The 17,516-nt window shown below is 27.4% G+C and carries 17 protein-coding genes; all 17 read left to right on the forward strand.

What is annotated here, in order from left to right:
• Window positions 1–3: 3 nt before the first annotated feature.
• The 17 genes from ACY2RX_RS05395 to ACY2RX_RS05475 are packed head-to-tail and all read left to right on the forward strand — an operon-like array spanning window position 4 to window position 17,514.
• Entirely contained in the window at window positions 4–939 is a 936-nt protein-coding gene (locus ACY2RX_RS05395; protein WP_490102948.1) for a UDP-glucuronic acid decarboxylase family protein, read from the forward strand.
• A 39-nt stretch (window positions 940–978) separates the two neighbouring features.
• Complete coding sequence (locus ACY2RX_RS05400; protein ID WP_490102949.1) at window positions 979–1,971, forward strand: FAD-binding oxidoreductase; 993 nt, start codon at window positions 979–981, stop codon at window positions 1,969–1,971.
• An 8-nt stretch (window positions 1,972–1,979) separates the two neighbouring features.
• A complete protein-coding gene (rfbF, locus tag ACY2RX_RS05405) occupies window positions 1,980–2,753 on the forward strand; it encodes a glucose-1-phosphate cytidylyltransferase (RefSeq protein WP_490102950.1) in 774 nt (257 codons plus the stop codon).
• On the forward strand, window positions 2,744–3,817 hold the full coding sequence (rfbG, locus tag ACY2RX_RS05410) for a CDP-glucose 4,6-dehydratase (RefSeq protein WP_490102951.1): 1,074 nt from the start codon (window positions 2,744–2,746) through the stop codon (window positions 3,815–3,817). The genes rfbF and rfbG overlap by 10 nt, the downstream gene beginning before the upstream one ends.
• Complete coding sequence (rfbH, locus tag ACY2RX_RS05415; RefSeq protein ID WP_490102952.1) at window positions 3,817–5,142, forward strand: lipopolysaccharide biosynthesis protein RfbH; 1,326 nt, start codon at window positions 3,817–3,819, stop codon at window positions 5,140–5,142. The genes rfbG and rfbH overlap by 1 nt, the downstream gene beginning before the upstream one ends.
• The gene (locus tag ACY2RX_RS05420) at window positions 5,143–6,030 is read left to right on the forward strand and encodes an NAD-dependent epimerase/dehydratase (RefSeq protein ID WP_490102953.1); all 888 of its coding nucleotides are present in this window, start codon (window positions 5,143–5,145) and stop codon (window positions 6,028–6,030) included. It begins immediately after the preceding gene.
• On the forward strand, window positions 6,027–7,043 hold the full coding sequence (locus tag ACY2RX_RS05425) for an NAD-dependent epimerase/dehydratase family protein (protein WP_490102954.1): 1,017 nt from the start codon (window positions 6,027–6,029) through the stop codon (window positions 7,041–7,043). Before ACY2RX_RS05420 ends, ACY2RX_RS05425 begins: the two co-directional genes overlap by 4 nt.
• Before the next feature lie 16 nt (window positions 7,044–7,059).
• Window positions 7,060–8,016: a glycosyltransferase family 2 protein gene (locus tag ACY2RX_RS05430; RefSeq protein WP_490102955.1), complete on the forward strand. Its 957-nt coding sequence runs from the start codon at window positions 7,060–7,062 to the stop codon at window positions 8,014–8,016.
• Window positions 8,017–8,019: 3 nt separating this feature from the next.
• Complete coding sequence (locus tag ACY2RX_RS05435) at window positions 8,020–9,549, forward strand: lipopolysaccharide biosynthesis protein (RefSeq protein ID WP_490102956.1); 1,530 nt, start codon at window positions 8,020–8,022, stop codon at window positions 9,547–9,549.
• Entirely contained in the window at window positions 9,546–10,499 is a 954-nt protein-coding gene (locus ACY2RX_RS05440) for a hypothetical protein (RefSeq protein WP_490102957.1), read from the forward strand. The genes ACY2RX_RS05435 and ACY2RX_RS05440 overlap by 4 nt, the downstream gene beginning before the upstream one ends.
• A 3-nt stretch (window positions 10,500–10,502) precedes the next feature.
• Window positions 10,503–11,741 carry a glycosyltransferase family 4 protein gene (locus tag ACY2RX_RS05445; RefSeq protein ID WP_490102958.1) on the forward strand — a complete coding sequence of 413 codons (1,239 nt, stop codon included), beginning with the start codon at window positions 10,503–10,505 and terminating at the stop codon, window positions 11,739–11,741.
• A 5-nt stretch (window positions 11,742–11,746) separates the two neighbouring features.
• Entirely contained in the window at window positions 11,747–12,961 is a 1,215-nt protein-coding gene (locus ACY2RX_RS05450) for a hypothetical protein (RefSeq protein WP_490102959.1), read from the forward strand.
• A gap of 1 nt (window position 12,962) precedes the next feature.
• The gene (locus tag ACY2RX_RS05455; RefSeq protein WP_490102960.1) at window positions 12,963–13,973 is read left to right on the forward strand and encodes a glycosyltransferase; all 1,011 of its coding nucleotides are present in this window, start codon (window positions 12,963–12,965) and stop codon (window positions 13,971–13,973) included.
• Window positions 13,974–13,977: 4 nt separating this feature from the next.
• A complete protein-coding gene (locus tag ACY2RX_RS05460; RefSeq protein ID WP_490102961.1) occupies window positions 13,978–15,003 on the forward strand; it encodes a glycosyltransferase family 4 protein in 1,026 nt (341 codons plus the stop codon).
• On the forward strand, window positions 15,003–16,139 hold the full coding sequence (locus ACY2RX_RS05465) for an N-acetyl sugar amidotransferase (RefSeq protein WP_490102962.1): 1,137 nt from the start codon (window positions 15,003–15,005) through the stop codon (window positions 16,137–16,139). Before ACY2RX_RS05460 ends, ACY2RX_RS05465 begins: the two co-directional genes overlap by 1 nt.
• Window positions 16,136–16,750: an imidazole glycerol phosphate synthase subunit HisH gene (gene hisH, locus ACY2RX_RS05470; RefSeq protein WP_490102963.1), complete on the forward strand. Its 615-nt coding sequence runs from the start codon at window positions 16,136–16,138 to the stop codon at window positions 16,748–16,750. The genes ACY2RX_RS05465 and hisH overlap by 4 nt, the downstream gene beginning before the upstream one ends.
• A gap of 2 nt (window positions 16,751–16,752) precedes the next feature.
• The gene (locus ACY2RX_RS05475) at window positions 16,753–17,514 is read left to right on the forward strand and encodes an AglZ/HisF2 family acetamidino modification protein (RefSeq protein ID WP_490102964.1); all 762 of its coding nucleotides are present in this window, start codon (window positions 16,753–16,755) and stop codon (window positions 17,512–17,514) included.
• Window positions 17,515–17,516 lie beyond the last annotated feature (2 nt).

Below are 17,516 nucleotides of genomic sequence, written 5' to 3' on the forward strand. Positions count from 1 at the left end.
AGTATGAAAAGAATATTAGTAACAGGAGGAGCAGGTTTTATAGGGTCTAACTTATGCGAAAGATTATTAAAAGAAGGAAACGATGTAATTTGTTTAGATAATTATTTTACAGGAGATAAGAAAAATATTGAACATTTAATGAGTTCACCATACTTTGAGTTAATTAGACATGATGTTACTCAACCTTTTTTAGCAGAAGTAGATGAAATCTATAACTTAGCCTGTCCAGCATCTCCTCCACATTATCAATACAACCCTATAAAAACTATAAAAACATCTATTTTAGGAGCTTTAAATTCTTTAGGACTTGCTAAAAGGGTGAAAGCTAAGATTTTACAAGCTTCCACTAGTGAGGTTTATGGCGATCCAGAGATTCATCCCCAAACGGAAAGTTACTGGGGTAATGTAAACCCAATTGGAGAGAGGTCTTGTTATGATGAAGGTAAACGCTGTGCTGAATCATTATTTGTAAACTATCAAAAAGAACATAATTTAAAGATAAAAATTATTAGAATTTTTAATACCTATGGGCCAAATATGAACCCTTATGATGGTAGAGTAGTCTCAAATTTCATTGTTCAAGCATTAAAAAATGAAAATATCACAATTTACGGGAAAGGAAATCAGACTAGGAGTTTTCAATATGTAGATGATTTAGTAGAAGGTATGATAAGGATGATGAATTCTAGAGATGATTTTTTTGGACCTGTAAATATTGGGAATCCAGATGAATTTACAATTTTAGAACTGGCAGAGAAAATAATAGATTTAACAAACTCTAAATCAAAAATAACATTTATGCCTTTGCCTCAAGATGATCCAATGCAAAGAAAACCAGATATTTCATTAGCAAGTAAAGAACTTAATAATTGGAGCCCTAATATAAAATTAGAGGAAGGTTTATTAAAAACTATAAAGTATTTTAAAGGAGTTATTTAGTTTAATAAAGTAATAAAATAAAACCTGAACAAAATAAATATGTTTGAAGTAGTTTTAAATAATAATAAAAAATTTAAATGTGATAGTAATACTACTATTTTTGAAGCTGCAAAAAAATCTCAAATTTTTTTAGAACACAGTTGTTTAACAGCCAGATGTAGAAGTTGCGTTGTAAAAATTTTATCTGGAAATACAGAGAATATTGAAGAAGAGTTAGTGTTAACCGAAAAAGAAAGAAAAGATAATTTTGTTTTATCTTGTAATGCAAAGCCTCTAACAGACTTAAAACTAGACATAGAAGATATTGGAGATATAATTTTATATGAGAAAAAAATTTTCCCTGCTAAAATTAGTAAAATAGAAAAAATTTCTAAAAATGTTGTTAAGGTAATTTTCAGATTACCACCTACTTCTAACTTTAAGTTTAACGCTGGGCAATATGTAAACTTAATAAAAGGAAGTTTAAAGAGAAGTTATTCTATTGCTAATAATTCAAACCATAACAACCAATTAGAGTTTTATATAAAAGAATATGAAAATGGTTTAATGAGTAAATACTGGTTCGAAGAAGCAAAAATTAATGATTTATTAAGAGTAGAAGGTCCTTTAGGGTCATTTTTTCTTAGAGAATCAAAATATAAGAATATTATATTTCTCGCAACAGGCACTGGTATAGCTCCAATTAAATCTATATTAGAAAACATTAAAGAGTCTACAGAAAATTTTCAGAATAAAGTTTTCTGGATATTTGTTGGTGCAAGATATAGTGAAGATTTGTTATGGAAACCCGAAAATTTAAACCAAAAAATAAAAATAAAGTATATTCCTGTTTTATCAAGACAAAAAGATAACTGGGATGGAGAAAAAGGCTATGTGCAAGATATAGTTTTAAAAGAGAATATAAATTTAGAGAATGCACAAGTTTATGCATGCGGATCAAATGAAATGATTCAATCAGCAAAAGAAATATTGTTAAGCAATTCTTTAAAAGAAAATAACTTCTTTTCAGATGCATTTGTGCAAACTAATTAATAAAAAATATGAAAGCAGTAATTTTAGCAGGAGGTTTAGGAACCCGTTTAAGTGAAGAAACAGTATCAAAACCAAAACCAATGGTAGAAATTGGTGGTAAACCAATTTTGTGGCATATTTTAAAAATTTATTCTCATTATGGAATCAATGATTTTATTATTTGTTGTGGATATAAAGGGTATGTAATAAAAGAATATTTTGCAAACTATTTCTTGCATCAATCAGATGTTACTTTTAATATGAAAGAAAATAAAATGATTGTTCATGAAGAAAGAGCTGAGCCTTGGACAGTAACTTTAGTAGATACAGGAGATCATTCTATGACAGGCGGAAGGCTAAAGCGTGTTTTACCTTATTTAAAAGATGAAGAAGCTTTTTGTTTTACTTATGGTGATGGTGTTGCAGATATAAATATCTCAGAATTAATTAAATTCCATAAATCTCACGGAAAAAAAGCTACATTAACAGCTACTTATCCTCCAGGAAGGTTTGGGGCTTTAAATATTGAGAATAACAAAATAAAAAAGTTCGAAGAAAAGCCAAAAGGAGATGGAGCTTTGATTAATGGAGGTTTTTTTGTGCTTTCTCCAGAAGTAATAAAAAGAATTGAGGGAGATAGCACTATTTGGGAGCAAGAACCTCTAAAAGGATTAGCAAGTGATGGAGAGTTAATGTCTTTTAAACATAATGGTTTTTGGCAACCAATGGATACTTTAAGAGATAAAATGAAATTACAAGAATTATTAGAAAAAGATATAGCACCTTGGAAAGTATGGAAATAAATAAAGGTCAAGTAGATGCGCTTTTTTGGAAAAATAAAAGAGTTTTTTTAACAGGACACACAGGTTTTAAAGGTTCTTGGTTATCTCTTTGGTTACAATCTATGGGATCCTATGTAAAAGGCTATTCTTTAGCACCAAATACAAAGCCAAATCTTTACTCAGAAGCTAATGTGGCGGAAAATATGGAATCTGAAATTGGAGATATAAGAAATTTATCTCAAATATCTAAATCTATGTCAGATTTTAATCCAGATGTTTTAATACATATGGCAGCACAACCACTAGTTAGACTTTCTTACATAGAGCCAATAGATACTTATACCACAAATGTCATAGGTACAGTAAATGTATTAGAAGCAGCAAGAAAATGTAGTAATTTAAAAGCAATTGTATCTGTAACTACAGATAAATGTTACGAAAATAAAGAATGGGACTGGGGTTATAGAGAAAATGAGCCTATGGGAGGTTATGATCCTTATAGTAGCAGTAAAGGTTGTGCAGAATTAGTAACTTCTGCTTACAGACGTTCTTTTTTTAACTCAGAAAGCATAGCATCTTTAGCTTCAGCTAGAGCAGGAAACGTAATTGGAGGAGGAGATTGGGCAGATGATAGGTTAATTCCAGATATTTTGCGAGCTTTTGAAAAATCAGAAGCAGTTATTATAAGAAACCCATTGTCAACCAGACCTTGGCAACATGTTTTAGAACCACTTTCTGGATATTTAGTATTATCTCAAGAATTATATCTAAAAGGTGATGAGTTTGCTGAAGGATGGAATTTTGGTCCAAAAGATGAAGATTGTAAACCTGTAAATTGGATTTTAGATAAAATGGTTTCCAATTGGGGAGATGGCGCAAATTGGGAGTTAGATAAAAATAACAATCCACATGAAGCAGGTTTTTTAAAATTAGATTGTTCTAAAGCTTTAAATAGATTAAAATGGCAACCAAAGTGGAATTTACAAGAAACGTTAGCGTTAATAATTAAATGGCATCAAATTCATATTAGTGGAGGCGATGTAAAAGAACAATGTTTAAAGGAAATTAAAAAATATTCAAGTTAATGGCAGCTCAAAATAATTTAGAATCATTAAGACAAGAAATTGCAAATTTAGTATCTAAATATGCAAAAGAACAATATAAACCACAACCTTTTATTGGAGGAGAAACAGTAATACCTCCTTCAGGAAAAGTTTTAGGAGAAGAAGAATTACAAAATATGGTTTCAGCATCTTTAGACGGTTGGTTAACTACAGGAAGATTTAATGCAGAATTTGAAAAAAAATTAGCAGAATTTTTAGGAGTTAAATATTGTTTGTCTGTAAATTCAGGATCTTCTGCAAACTTAGTAGCTTTTAGTACTTTAACATCACCAAAATTGGGTGATAGAGCTATAAAGAAAGGAGATGAAGTAATAGGAGTAGCAGCAGGGTTTCCTACAACAGTTAATCCTATAATACAGTTTGGAGCTGTACCAGTATTTGTAGATGTAGATATTAAAACACACAATATAAATGCAGATTTAATAGAAGCAGCCATAACACCAAAAACCAAAGCAATAATGTTAGCCCATGCTTTAGGTAATCCATTTAATCTTGGCAAAGTTGTAGAACTTTGTAAAAAATATAATTTATGGTTAATTGAAGATACCTGTGATGCTTTAGGAGCTGAATACAATGGACAAAAATGTGGCACTTTTGGAGATATTGGCACCTTAAGTTTTTATCCTGCCCATCATATGACAATGGGAGAAGGAGGGGCCGTTTTTATGAATAACCCTGAATTAAAAGTTATTGCAGAATCGTTCAGAGATTGGGGTAGAGACTGTTACTGCCCTCCAGGATGTGACAATACTTGTGGTTGTAGATTTGAACAAAAACATGGAGATTTACCTTATGGTTATGACCACAAATATGTGTATTCACATTCTGGTTATAATTTAAAAATTACAGATATGCAAGCTGCTTGTGGTCTTGCTCAATTAGGTAAACTAGATTATTTCATAAAAAAAAGAAGAAGTAACTATACCTATTTACATAATAAATTACAGTCTCTAACAGATTTTTTACAATTACCAGAAGCAACGCCAAATAGCAACCCTTCTTGGTTTGGTTTTCCAATAACGTTAAAAGACGATTGTGGGGTAACTAGAGTAGACGTAACTAAATTCTTAGACTCAAATAAAATAGGATCTCGTTTGCTTTTTGCAGGAAATCTTTTAAAACAACCTTATTTTAAGGATGTAGAATATAGAGTTGTTGGAGATTTAAAGCATACAGATAAAACAATGAACGATACTTTTTGGATTGGAGTACAGCCAGCTTTAAATGAAGAACATTTAGACTTTGTAGCAGAAAAATTAGAAGAATTTTTTGGATTAAATTTCTAAATGAAAAAAGAAACTATTTTATTAACAGGAGCAACTGGTTTTTTAGGGAGTTATTTGTTAAAAGATTTTTTACAAAACAATTATAAAGTAATTATTTTAAAAAGATCAACGTCTAATACAAACAGAATTAAAGATTTCTCTAAACATTATAAAAGCTACAATATAGACGAGCTAAATTCTCTAAATACAGTTTTTGCAAATAATAAAATTAATATAATTGTTCATACTGCTTGTAGTTATGGTAGAAATAATCAAAGTATTGTTGATATAGTAAGAACCAACTTAATTTTTGGATTAAACTTAATGGAATTAGGAATTCAGAATAATGTTAAAACATTTATAAATACGGGTTCTCTTTTACCAAGAAACATTAATAACTATAGTCTGTCAAAATCACAATTATCTGATTGGCTAAAACAGTATTCAGATAAAATTCAATATATCAATTTAAAAGTTGAACATATGTATGGACCTAAAGATGATACAAAAAAATTTTTACCTTGGCTGATAAATGAAATGATTAGTAATAAAGAAGAAATTAAGTTGACAACAGGAGTTCAAAAGAGGGATTTCATATATATAGATGATGTCGTTTCTGCTTTTAATATAGTTTTAGAAAAAAGAAAACAGCTACCTAATTATTCTGAATTTGATGTTGGTACAAATAAATTTATACAAGTAAAAGATTTTGTTACCCAAATTTCAAAAGAATTAGAAAAACAAACAGAAAAACAAATTCTACCGAAATTAAAATTTGGTGCAATCGATTACAGAAAAGGAGATATAATGATTCCAGACTTGAACAATTCTAGTTTATTAGAACTTGGGTGGAGTCCAAAAGTTGAAATTGAAGAAGGAGTTCAAAAAATTTTAAAAAAATACTTATGAAATATTTAATAACAGGGGGATGTGGTTTTATTGGAAGCAATCTAGCTGCAGAAGTTTTGAAAAGAGGTGAAGAATTAGTTGTTTTCGACAACTTATTTAGATTCGGAAGTTCAAAAAATTTAGATTGGTTAAAAGAAAAGGGAGAATTTAAATATTATCCTTTTGATATCCGTAATTTAAATGATATAGAAACTGTAATAAAAGAAGAAAAACCTGATGTAGTTTTTCATTTAGCAGGTCAAGTAGCTATGACCACCTCAATTTCTAATCCTAGGTTAGATTTTGAAATAAATGCACTTGGGACTTTTAATTTATTAGATTCTATCAGAAAATATTCTCCTAATACAATGGTTTTATATTCTTCGTCAAATAAAGTTTATGGAGATTTTGAGGAACTAACATTCGAAGAAACAAAAACAAGATATGTATGTAAAGAATATCCTAACGGATTTGATGAGAGTTTACCACTAAACTTTCATTCTCCTTATGGGTGCTCAAAAGGTGCTGCAGATCAATACTTACTAGATTTTTATAGAATCCATAATATTAAAACTGTAGTTTTTAGGCATTCATCAATGTATGGAGGTAATCAGCATTCTACTATAGATCAGGGCTGGATTGGTTGGTTTTGCCAAAAGGCATTAGATATTAAAAATAATATTCCAAATAATAAATTTACTATTTCCGGAACAGGAAAACAGGTAAGAGATGTTTTACACGCAGATGATGTAGTTTCTTTGTATTTCGCTGCAGTAGATAATATAGATAAAGTAAAGGGTAAAGCTTTTAATATTGGTGGAGGTATAGAAAATAGTTTATCGTTATTAGAATTATTTAGTCATTTAGAAGAAATATTAAATATTAGAATAGATTTTAATAGACTTCCTCCTAGAGAAAGTGATCAATTATCATTTGTGGCAAATAATGATAAAATACAAAATTTAACTGGTTGGAAACCTTCAGTAAGCACAGAACAAGGACTTAAAAAAATGCTAAATTGGTTGTCTCAATAATTAATATTAATATTTAATGAAATTATCCATCTTAATACCTACATACAATAGGGCAGAATTTTTAATAAAAAACTTAAATATATTAGCAAGTTTTATAAAAAAATCTAACCATTTAAATCTTATAGAAATTATTATTGGTAATAACTGCTCCACAGATAATACAGATATACTGGTTGAAGATTTTATTCTTAATAATGAGTTAATTAACCTTAATTATTTTTTAAATAAAAATAATATTGGTTTAGAAAAAAATGCACTTACTGTTCTAGACAAAGCGAAGGGTGAATTTGTTATGTATTTAGGGGATGATGATTATTTAGATTTTGAATACTTTAAAAAAGTGATTAATCATATATCTATAAAGAATTCTTCTACTTCGGTAATATTGCCTAATTTACTACCAATAAATTTAAAAGAAGAAATTCTTGGAAATACTAGAGATAAAAAATCTAAAACTAAAATTTACAAAGCAGGGTTTAAAAATTGTTTAACAAACTCATGGAAAGGTCATCAACTAAGTGGATTGGTTTTAAGAAGAGATAATTTGTTAGAAGATTATAAAAGGTTTAATATTTCAAATATTTACCCTTTTATTTTCTTTGTATCATACCTATGTTTAAAAGGAGATACATATCATATTACAGAACATCCTGTTAAGGTTACAGAACCTGGGCAAGAAAAGAAAAATTGGGGATATGGTAAAGATGGTTTAATTAATGAAGTTTTTGATAATTATAAGAAATTACCACTAACAATAATTCAAAAGACTCGTTTACAATTGTATTTTTATAAAGTACAATCTTGGAGGCTTAGAATGTATTTTAATAAAGGATTTAGTATTTTTTTTAAAGCTTTTAAAAACATTTGGTTTTCAAGTAATGGCACTATTTTTTTTAAAATAATTTTTCCTCTTAATGTTATTATTGTATATATAATAAGTAAATATAATAGTTTAATAGGGAAGTATAATTAATTTATGAGCCTATTCAACTTAAATAACCCTTCCCGAAAAAAAACAGTTAAAATTTTAGCTATTGGAAATTATTTAACATTAGCTTTAGACATTGTACAAGGGCTTCTTTTTGTGCCTATTTTTATTTATTATTTAGGAAGTAGAATGTATGGTTTATGGCTAGGTACAGGTGGGGTAATAGCTATTTTATCTTTTCTAGATATGGGGATGGCTACATTATGCATTCAAAGAGTTGCAAGAGAGTATGGAAAAAAGAATTTTAAAAAAGTAGGATTATATTTTTTTAATGGGTTTCTTATAAATCTAGCTTTTATGACTATCTTATTTCTATTAGGTTTTATAGTTAGCCTTTTTCTAGATTCCTTGTTTCAAATGAATAAAGTTGAATTTAAAGAATTAAACTTAGCATTTTTATATTCACTAATAGCACTAATATGTGCTTTAATAAACAATACTGTAGAAGGTACTTTAAACTCTCTTCAAAAACCAGTTTTTCCTAAAATAACTCAAGTTTTTGGAGTTATAATAAGTATTATAGTAACGTACGTTTTATTGACTAAAAAAATAGGGGTTATAGCCATACCAATAGGGATGTTAGTGCGATATTTATTTGCTTTATTGCCAAATATAATATATTTAGTAATATTATTTTCTAAAAACAATATACCTATTTTTAAATATGATTTTGAAACTTTAAAAGATTATCTGCAACTTTCTCCAAGTGTATTTCTTTCCAAATTAGGAACTTCTTTAGTTGGTAATATAGAACCCACTTTAATTAATATATTTATTACACCTGAAATTGCAGTTTACTATTCAGTTACTAAAAAAGTAGGAGGTTTGGTAAAAACAATTTTGGATAGAGTTGGCGGTATAATATATCCCTCTTTATCACATTTATATGCTAGTGATGATGGTAAAGAATTTAAGAAATTTGTAATTGATTTAGTAAAGATTATTTTTCCTGTAACATTAATTGGTTTTTTAATGTTTGTTTTAATAAACGGGTTATTTGTAGATTTATGGGTAGGGTCAGAAAACTTTTTAGGTTACCTCATTACTTTTTTAATAGCATTATCTTTAATGTTTGGTTTTTTATCTAATTTTTCAAGTTATTTAATTTCAACTACAGGAGATATTAAATATCCAAGCCTTATGGTTTTTTTTGAATCTATTTCAAAACTAATTTGTTTGTATTTCTTTTTAAGTATAATTGGCGTAAAAGGCTTACCATTATCATTATTTATTGTAAGTGTTATATTTTTTATTATTTATATTAGAAGATGGAGAAATCATATTAATTTAAATCAATTAGAAAAGAAAGACCTTTTTAATTCAATACTAAAATCTTTTATTACCTTTACAGTAATTATTGGTTTGGCTTTTAGTTATACACAATACTATACAATTAAATCTCCAATTTTTTTAATCCTGATATTTTCTGGAACACTCTTATTTTGTAGTATTGTTTTAATAAATCAGAATACGTTAATGAAACAATTTTTAATTAAAAAGTTTAAAAGAAAAAGATGAGCATAAAAAAAATTAATAAAAAATCAATTATTTTTCCAGAACTTGTACCTTTTATTGTACCAGATTTCGAGAAACACAATCAAGAAATAATTCCAAAAGTATTATCTTTTACAAACAAAGATTCTAAAGAATGGTTTAATGAGTTTGTCACTGTTGTAGAAAGTAAAATAAGTAAAGAATTTTATCCAATTGTTAGAATGAGTGATGGAGAATATCAATTTCTTCTCGGAGATGTTGCTCCAATTTATCATTCAGATATAGTTTCTTTTGCAAAGTCCTCTTTTATGCATTTTTTAAGGAAACTCAAGAAAACAAAAGATTTTAAAGCGGCTACACTTCCAGGAGTTTCATCTGGCACTTATACTAAAGATGAAATTAATGATATAATGATGCAATATGGAAAATGGATGAAAACTTTATCAGAAAAAGGAGTAATTGCATTGCATTTAACATATTCTAAAAAATCTTTTCAAGATAAATTTCATCATCATTTAAAAAAATGGTTTGTCAACAATAATATTGTTTTAAACAAAAATAATTATTACCCATTTTACTTTGTTTATGCTTTATTAAGAGGAGAAAGTAGAAAAAGAATTTTCAAAAATAATAGAATACTTGTTATACACAGTGCTGTTGATGATAAAAGAGAAAAAATAAAAAAATCTTTGTATAGTGAAGGGGTTTCAAATGTAGAGTGGCTAAAAATTTCATCATCAAGATCATTATTTGATCAAATAGATGTTAATAGTTTTGTTGGAAAAGTAGATTTAGTATTTTTAGGTGCTGGTGTAGGTAAGCCTAACATTATGGTGCAACTAGAAAAATTGAAAGTACCTTGTATTGATGCAGGATTTGTTTTTGAAGTTTGGGCAGAAGATGATAATAAATGGAAAAGACCATTTATGGTTAATGATAAGGATTGGGATATAGATAAAATTAAGTTTTTATAGAAAATGAAAACAGTTTTATTTATTCAGCATGCTTCTGGTTTTGGAGGCTCTGCAATGAGCCTAATTTATACTTTAAAAGCAATAGAAAAGTATTACAATAACCAATATAAGTTACTTATAGCATTAGCAAAATGGACTCCAGAAATAGCAGGATATTATAAAAAAGAAGGGTTTGAGGTTGTAGAAAATGAATGGATTGATACATATGAGCATACGCAAGGCGTTTCTTATGATTTATGGAAAATAAATGGATTGCTAAAAGAAATAAAACAGCAAAAAAACATCTCTAAAGCAAAAATTAAAACAAAACTACTACTTGATAAAGTAAAGCCAGACATTGTACATTTAAACTCAGTTGTACTTTTAGGAAGCGCATTAGCAGTTAAAGAAAATAATATTCCTTTAGTTTGGCATATAAGAGAACCTTCTGTAAAAGGTATGTTTGGTCTTAGACGTTCTAAAATTAGAAAATGTTTAAAAAAACTAGCAAATGATGTAATTTTTATTTGTAATGCTGATAAAAAATCTTGGGGAAACCCTAGTAACGGAACAACAGTTTACAATTTTGTAGACTTTAATGTTTTTGATTATAATATGCCTAAACCTCAAAAAGTAGAGAATAAGTATATAGATAAAAATAGTTTTAATATTCTTTTTTTAGGAGGAGTCTCAGAAATTAAGGGAGGTTTATATTTAATAAAAGCTTTAAAAGAGCTAATTATTAAATATCCAAATAAGAAAATTCAACTATTATTTCCTGGAGGAGATTATAATGAGCCTGATTATTTATTATATAGATTAATGAAAAAAATATTACCGTTATTTGGCTCTAGCACTCATTCACAAAAAATTGAAAAAGAAATAAAGAAACTACCAAATAAAGAAGTTATTATTCGTTTTAAATTTGTTAAAAATGTAGCATTACTTTTTTGTGTTTCAGATTTGTTGGTTTTTCCGTCAACAAGACCACATTTTGCCAGACCTGTAATAGAAGCAGGAGCTATGAAAACTCCTGTAATAGGTTCTAAATTGGGAGGTGTAGAAGAACTCATTTTTAATGGTAAAAATGGTTATTTTGTTACGCCAAAAAATGCTGTAGAAATCAAAGATAAAATAGAGATCTTTTTAAATGACGAAGTTCTATTAAAAAAAATGGGAGAAAATGGATATAATTTAGCAGTAAAAAAATACAATGCACAAAATAATATTGGTCAAATTACCGAAATTTATCGAAAACTATAAGTAAGATGTATTTTAATAATTACATATTTGGTTTTTTATACTTTTTTTTAGCATTAATTTATGTATGGTATTTTACATCTAGTAATAAGTATTTTATATTAAAAAAAGTAAATAAAAAATTATCTCAACTATTAGTTGTTTCTCTTCTTTGTATATTATTATCCTTTTTTGTTTATGAGTTAAGAGGTACTAGTAGCGCACACGAAGCAAAAATAGATTTTGAAAGAATTATTTCTTTTTTAACCATTTTTGTCTTACCATTTTCATTATTTAAAAAAAAAATATTTTACAAACCTAAAGCAGTACATCGTTTTTGTTTATTAGCATTTGTTTTCACATTATTAACCTCTATATCTTTGTTTGTTGCTGGTAATGGTAAATCTGCTTTTCCTGGAAATATTTTTGGATCTACTACAGTAAGTCTATCTTTAGTATCTGCTTTTTCTTTCTTTGGCTTATTTTATTATACAGAGTATGGAAAAAAAATAGGTTTAGTACTTTGTATTTTAGCTTACATTACTTGTTTAGGAAGTTTAGCAAAATGGAATTTTGTTATAGATATAATAATGCCTTTTTTGCTTTTTAAAAGTTGGAAAAAAAAAGTTGGAAAAAGCTTTTCAAAAAAAGTTCTACTTTATGTAGCCCTTTTTTGTGGAACATTTTTTTTGGTAATTAAAAGTGATGCCTTATTAACAAAATTTGCACAGTTAAATGAATATAATACTTTTGATGATTATATAAATAGTAGAGTTTTGAGAAGTAAAACATCTTCTAGTAATATAGATTCTGGTATTGCTTTTGAAATTAGCTCAGATGGTGGAATTAAAGATGGGGCCAGATTAGCAATGTGGTCTGATTTACTAACACGAACTATAGATTCACCTCTAACAGGCTTAGGTCTTGGTGTAAGAGCTTTTGACCAAATGAAAATTTACATAGAAGATCATAGTTTATTTGTTTTTTCTATTGTAAGGTTTGGTTTTATTCTAGGAATTATCTTTATAGTTTATATTTTTAAAGTTTTTAAAGCTTTTTATCATATAACCAGAATAAATAGTAAAAACTCTTTGGTCAAATTTATTTTCTTAGGAATGATATTAAATTTTTTATTTCAGTCTAATGTTGGTAATATTTGGGGACAATCTATAATAAATCTAGGTTTAGGTTTAGTTATTTATTTTTTTATGAAACCAAAAAATATTATTAAACCAACTAATTAATATGGATTTTAGTAAATTTAAATTAAAAATTAATGACCGTTATTCTTTAACACCACTTTTAACTGTTGAAAAAGATAACATAAAGGAACTATTTAAAAATAGAAGAACTGTTTACATATGTAATTATCCTGATGAAAGTTGGTATAAAAAACACGGTTTTAAACAAACTACAAATTACAGTATCGAAAAAAAACACCGTTTTTTTAAACTATTAAATAAAGGTGCTAAAATTTTAAGTTTAACAGAAGATTCAAAAATAAAAAAAGAAACAAAATCTTATAGTACAAAAGAGGTCATTCATTTCGGAAGTAAGTTTAATGGAAGAATTGGTCAGCTATTTATGATGTTAAAACTAATAAAATGGCTATATGTAAATAGAAAAACTTATGATTCTTGTTTGTGCTATAATTTTTACCCAGCTGAAATATCTAGTGTTTTTTTTGCAAAATTTTTTTTAAGTAAAACTATTATTTTAGATTTTGAAGATGATTATTTATCAAGAAACCACCATCTCTTTTACAGAATATATTTTAATTTTGTAAAGAAAATACCTGATTACATTATTTGTATAAATACTAATATGAAAAAGTATTTTAAAAATCAGAAAACTTTTGTTTTTAATGGTTTTATTAATCTAGGTTACTTAGATACTATTAATATAAATTATAACAAAAAAATTATTTTTTTATATGCTGGGGCATTAGATAGTATTAGAGGAGTGGATTTAATACCAAAGATTGTTGAAAAATTGAAAGAAAAAAATTGCAATTTTAAAATTTTGATTACTGGAAGTGGTCCATTTGAGAAAAAAGTTAAAAACTGGAATCTAAAAGAAGTTCATTTCTTGGGCTTCCTTGATTCAAAATCCTACGAAGAAGTTTTAATTAAAGCTGATATATGTTTAGTACTACAAAAACCAGACTTGCCGTTTTCTAAAGGCTCTTTTCCATCTAAAATAGAATATTATAGCAAATATAAAAAACTTATCTACAAAGTAGATTTAAATAATTGATTATATGAAAAAAAGAAAAGTTTGTTTTTTTTCAAAGTCAGGAAAAGAACAAATCTTAAGAGAGCAATACTCTATACAAGATATAAATATTTTAAAAGAATTGGGGTTTAAAGTAGTTATTGCAACTAAATTTTCTGAGATTCCATGGAACTGTAGTTTTTATTTTTCTTGGTGGGCAAGTGGTAGCATACTGCCGTACATTGTAGCTCTAATAACAAGAAAACCAATAATTGTTGTAGCTGGCGGTAACGAAGCAATGTTTTATAAAGACTCATTATCAGGTAAACCAAAAGGATATTTAGCAACAAGTTTTATAAAAAAAATAGCAGTAAAAATAACTTTAAAATTTAGTAATGTCGTTCTTGTTGTTTCAGAATTTATGAAAAAAGATGTTTTAAAGTTAGGTGCTAAAAAAGTAATAAAGGTATACAATTCTGTAAATACTAATAAATTTATTCCAAATAATTTAATAAGGAATGAAATAACAACTATTTTTAGATTTGATAAAGATGTAGTAGAGTTAAAAAGAGGAATGGTTTTATTAAAGGCAATTCCATTGGTTGTTAAACAATTTCCAAATCAAATATTTACCTTTATTGGAGGTTATGGAGATGCTTTAGAAGAAATGAAAATTTTATCAAAAAAATTATATATAGAAAATAATGTTAGATTTATTAATGAAATACCAAATGAAGAAATAGTATTTTGGATGCAAAAATCTAAAATTTATGTTCAAATTAGTGATACTGAGACATTTGGAGTAGCCGTTGCAGAAGCTATGAGTTGTGAAACCCCCGTTTTAATTAGTAAGAGAGGTGCATTACCAGAATTAGTTGGCAATTTAGGTGTTTATGCAAATCATAACGATTATGAAGATGTTTCTAAAAAAATAATTGAAATGTTAGAAATGAGTAATGAAGAAAAAAAGAATTTAGGTCGTAAATTAAGAAAAAGAATTTTAGAAAACTTTACTTTTGCCCATAGAAAAAATGAAATTGAGAAAATTATTAACAAAATAGTTATAAAATAATGAAAAGAGAATATCAAATATGCACAAATTGTGTAATGGATACATCAGATTCTAGAATTCAATTTGATAAAAATGGAGTTTGTGATCATTGTAATGATTTTGAAGTTAATGTAAAACCTAATTGGTTTCCGAATGAAGAAGGAAAAAAAAGGTTAGAAAGTACAGTCGCAAAAATTAAAGCTGATGGTAAAAATAGAGACTTTGATTGCATACTTGGTATGAGTGGTGGTGTAGATAGTTCTTATTTATTGCACTTAGCTGTTAAAGAATTAGGTTTAAGACCATTAGTTTTTCATGTAGATGGAGGTTGGAATTCTGAGTTAGCTGTAAATAATATTCAAGTAATGATAGATAAACTTGGTCTTGATTTATTTACAGAAGTTATTAATTGGGAAGAAATGAAAGATTTTCAATTAGCTTTCTTCAAATCTGGAGTACCACATATAGATATTCCTCAAGACCATGCTTTTGTGGCAACCTTATACAATTTTGCTGATAAACATAATATTAAGTATATTTTAAACGGAGGTAATATATCTACAGAATGTGTTAGAAACCCTATGGAATGGCTCTATTATGGTACAGATATGGCTCAAATTAATGATATAAAAAGTAGATTTAGTACAATAAAAATGGAAAGTTATCCATTTAGCCCAATCTTAAGACACAAGTTTTATTTAAAATATATCAGAAAAATTCAAGTAGTAAAACCTTTAGATAATTTAAATTATATTAAAGAAGATGCTTTAAAATTGTTAGCAGATGAATATGGTTGGAAACCCTACCCACAAAAACATTTTGAATCTAGATTTACTAAATTTTTTGAAGGGTATTGGTTGCCAGAGCGTTTTGGGTTTGATACACGTAGAGTACAATTTTCTAGTTTAATATTAACAGGTCAACTTTCTAGAGAAGAAGCATTAAAAAAAATAGAAAAACCAGCTTATAATCCAGAAACAATAGATGATGAGTTTAATTATATAGCAACAAAATTAGGAATAACATCAGAGGAGTTAAGAAGTTATTTTAATATGCCAAAAAAATTCTATTGGGATTATAAAAACCAAGAAAAAATATTTAATATGGGTGCTAAAATGTTGCAGAGATTTGGAGTTGAAAAAGCAATTAAAAGATGATCACTATTGTAGACTATGGTTCGGGCAATATTAATGCAATTACAAATATTTATGAACTTTTAAAAATACCATACTCAATTGCATCTGAACCTTCTCAAATTGAATTGGCAGAAAAAATTATTCTTCCTGGGGTAGGTTCTTTTGACTATTGTATGTCTAAACTAAATAATTCTGGATTAAAAAGCATTTTAAATAAAAGAGTGTTAGAAGATAAAATACCCGTTTTAGGTATTTGCATTGGGCTTCATATTATGACAGAAAAAAGTGAAGAAGGTACCCTTCCAGGTTTAGGTTGGATTAAAGGAACTGTTAAAAAATTTGATGAATCTAAATTAAAAGAAAAACCAAAAGTTCCTCATATGGGATGGAATTCTATTGAAGTAAAAGCAGTAGATAAGCTGTTTAAAGATATAAATCAAGATCAAGGTTTTTATTTTATTCATAGTTATTATGTAGAAGTTTCGAGTAAAGAAAATATAATGACAACCACCAACTATGGAGAAGGTTTTGTTTCTGGTGTTACATCGTCAAATATTTATGCAGTCCAATTTCATCCAGAAAAGAGTCATAGCAATGGTATGAAATTATTAAAAAACTTTTCAGAATTTTAAATATGTTAAGACCAAGAATAATTCCTAGCCTTTTAGTTCATAAAAAAGGATTAGTTAAAACAGAAGAGTTTAAACAATCTAAATATGTTGGAGATCCAATAAACGCAGTGAAAATTTTCAATGAAAAAGAAGTTGATGAACTTATAGTTTTAGATATTGATGCTACAATTGAAAATAGAGGTCCAGATTTTGAAATGATTAAAAACTTAGCAATTGAGTGTAGAATGCCTTTTTGCTATGGAGGAGGGGTTACTACGGTAGAAGAAGCAAAAAAAATAGTTCAATTAGGAGCAGAAAAAGTAGCCTTTAGTGCCGCAGCAATTAATAACCCAAAACTTTTAAACGAAGTAGGAAGCGTTATAGGAAGCCAAAGTGTTGTAGTGGTGTTAGATTATAAGAAAAAAGGTCTTTTTGGAAAATTAGAAATTTTTACTCATAACGGTAAAAAAGCAACTGGAGTTAATCTTTTTGATTTTATAAAAAAACTTGATAACATTGGAATCGGAGAAATTGTTTTAAACTCCATAGAAAGAGATGGTAAAATGAAAGGCTATGACATTGCAACAATAGAAAAAGTTAGAAATATATTTCAGGGGCCTATTACAGTTTTAGGAGGAGCAGGAAGTTTTCAGCATATAAAAGAACTAACAAATAGATTTAAGATTATTGGTGCAGCAGCAGGAAGCCTTTTTGTATTTAAAGGGAAATATAAAGCAGTATTAATTAATTATCCCTCTTTTGAAGAAAAGAAAATGTTTTTATAAAA

The organism is Polaribacter sp. 2405UD43-2 (assembly GCF_058147125.1).

What these genes read in the sequence shown, in the direction of transcription:
- ACY2RX_RS05395 (WP_490102948.1), top strand. Translation starts at nt 4, where the DNA reads ATGAAAAGAATATTAGTAACAGGAGGAGCAGGTTTTATAGGGTCTAAC.
- ACY2RX_RS05400 (WP_490102949.1), top strand. Translation starts at nt 979, where the DNA reads ATGTTTGAAGTAGTTTTAAATAATAATAAAAAATTTAAATGTGATAGT.
- rfbF (WP_490102950.1), top strand. Translation starts at nt 1,980, where the DNA reads ATGAAAGCAGTAATTTTAGCAGGAGGTTTAGGAACCCGTTTAAGTGAA.
- rfbG (WP_490102951.1), top strand. Translation starts at nt 2,744, where the DNA reads ATGGAAATAAATAAAGGTCAAGTAGATGCGCTTTTTTGGAAAAATAAA.
- rfbH (WP_490102952.1), top strand. Translation starts at nt 3,817, where the DNA reads ATGGCAGCTCAAAATAATTTAGAATCATTAAGACAAGAAATTGCAAAT.
- ACY2RX_RS05420 (WP_490102953.1), top strand. Translation starts at nt 5,143, where the DNA reads ATGAAAAAAGAAACTATTTTATTAACAGGAGCAACTGGTTTTTTAGGG.
- ACY2RX_RS05425 (WP_490102954.1), top strand. Translation starts at nt 6,027, where the DNA reads ATGAAATATTTAATAACAGGGGGATGTGGTTTTATTGGAAGCAATCTA.
- ACY2RX_RS05430 (WP_490102955.1), top strand. Translation starts at nt 7,060, where the DNA reads ATGAAATTATCCATCTTAATACCTACATACAATAGGGCAGAATTTTTA.
- ACY2RX_RS05435 (WP_490102956.1), top strand. Translation starts at nt 8,020, where the DNA reads ATGAGCCTATTCAACTTAAATAACCCTTCCCGAAAAAAAACAGTTAAA.
- ACY2RX_RS05440 (WP_490102957.1), top strand. Translation starts at nt 9,546, where the DNA reads ATGAGCATAAAAAAAATTAATAAAAAATCAATTATTTTTCCAGAACTT.
- ACY2RX_RS05445 (WP_490102958.1), top strand. Translation starts at nt 10,503, where the DNA reads ATGAAAACAGTTTTATTTATTCAGCATGCTTCTGGTTTTGGAGGCTCT.
- ACY2RX_RS05450 (WP_490102959.1), top strand. Translation starts at nt 11,747, where the DNA reads ATGTATTTTAATAATTACATATTTGGTTTTTTATACTTTTTTTTAGCA.
- ACY2RX_RS05455 (WP_490102960.1), top strand. Translation starts at nt 12,963, where the DNA reads ATGGATTTTAGTAAATTTAAATTAAAAATTAATGACCGTTATTCTTTA.
- ACY2RX_RS05460 (WP_490102961.1), top strand. Translation starts at nt 13,978, where the DNA reads ATGAAAAAAAGAAAAGTTTGTTTTTTTTCAAAGTCAGGAAAAGAACAA.
- ACY2RX_RS05465 (WP_490102962.1), top strand. Translation starts at nt 15,003, where the DNA reads ATGAAAAGAGAATATCAAATATGCACAAATTGTGTAATGGATACATCA.
- hisH (WP_490102963.1), top strand. Translation starts at nt 16,136, where the DNA reads ATGATCACTATTGTAGACTATGGTTCGGGCAATATTAATGCAATTACA.
- ACY2RX_RS05475 (WP_490102964.1), top strand. Translation starts at nt 16,753, where the DNA reads ATGTTAAGACCAAGAATAATTCCTAGCCTTTTAGTTCATAAAAAAGGA.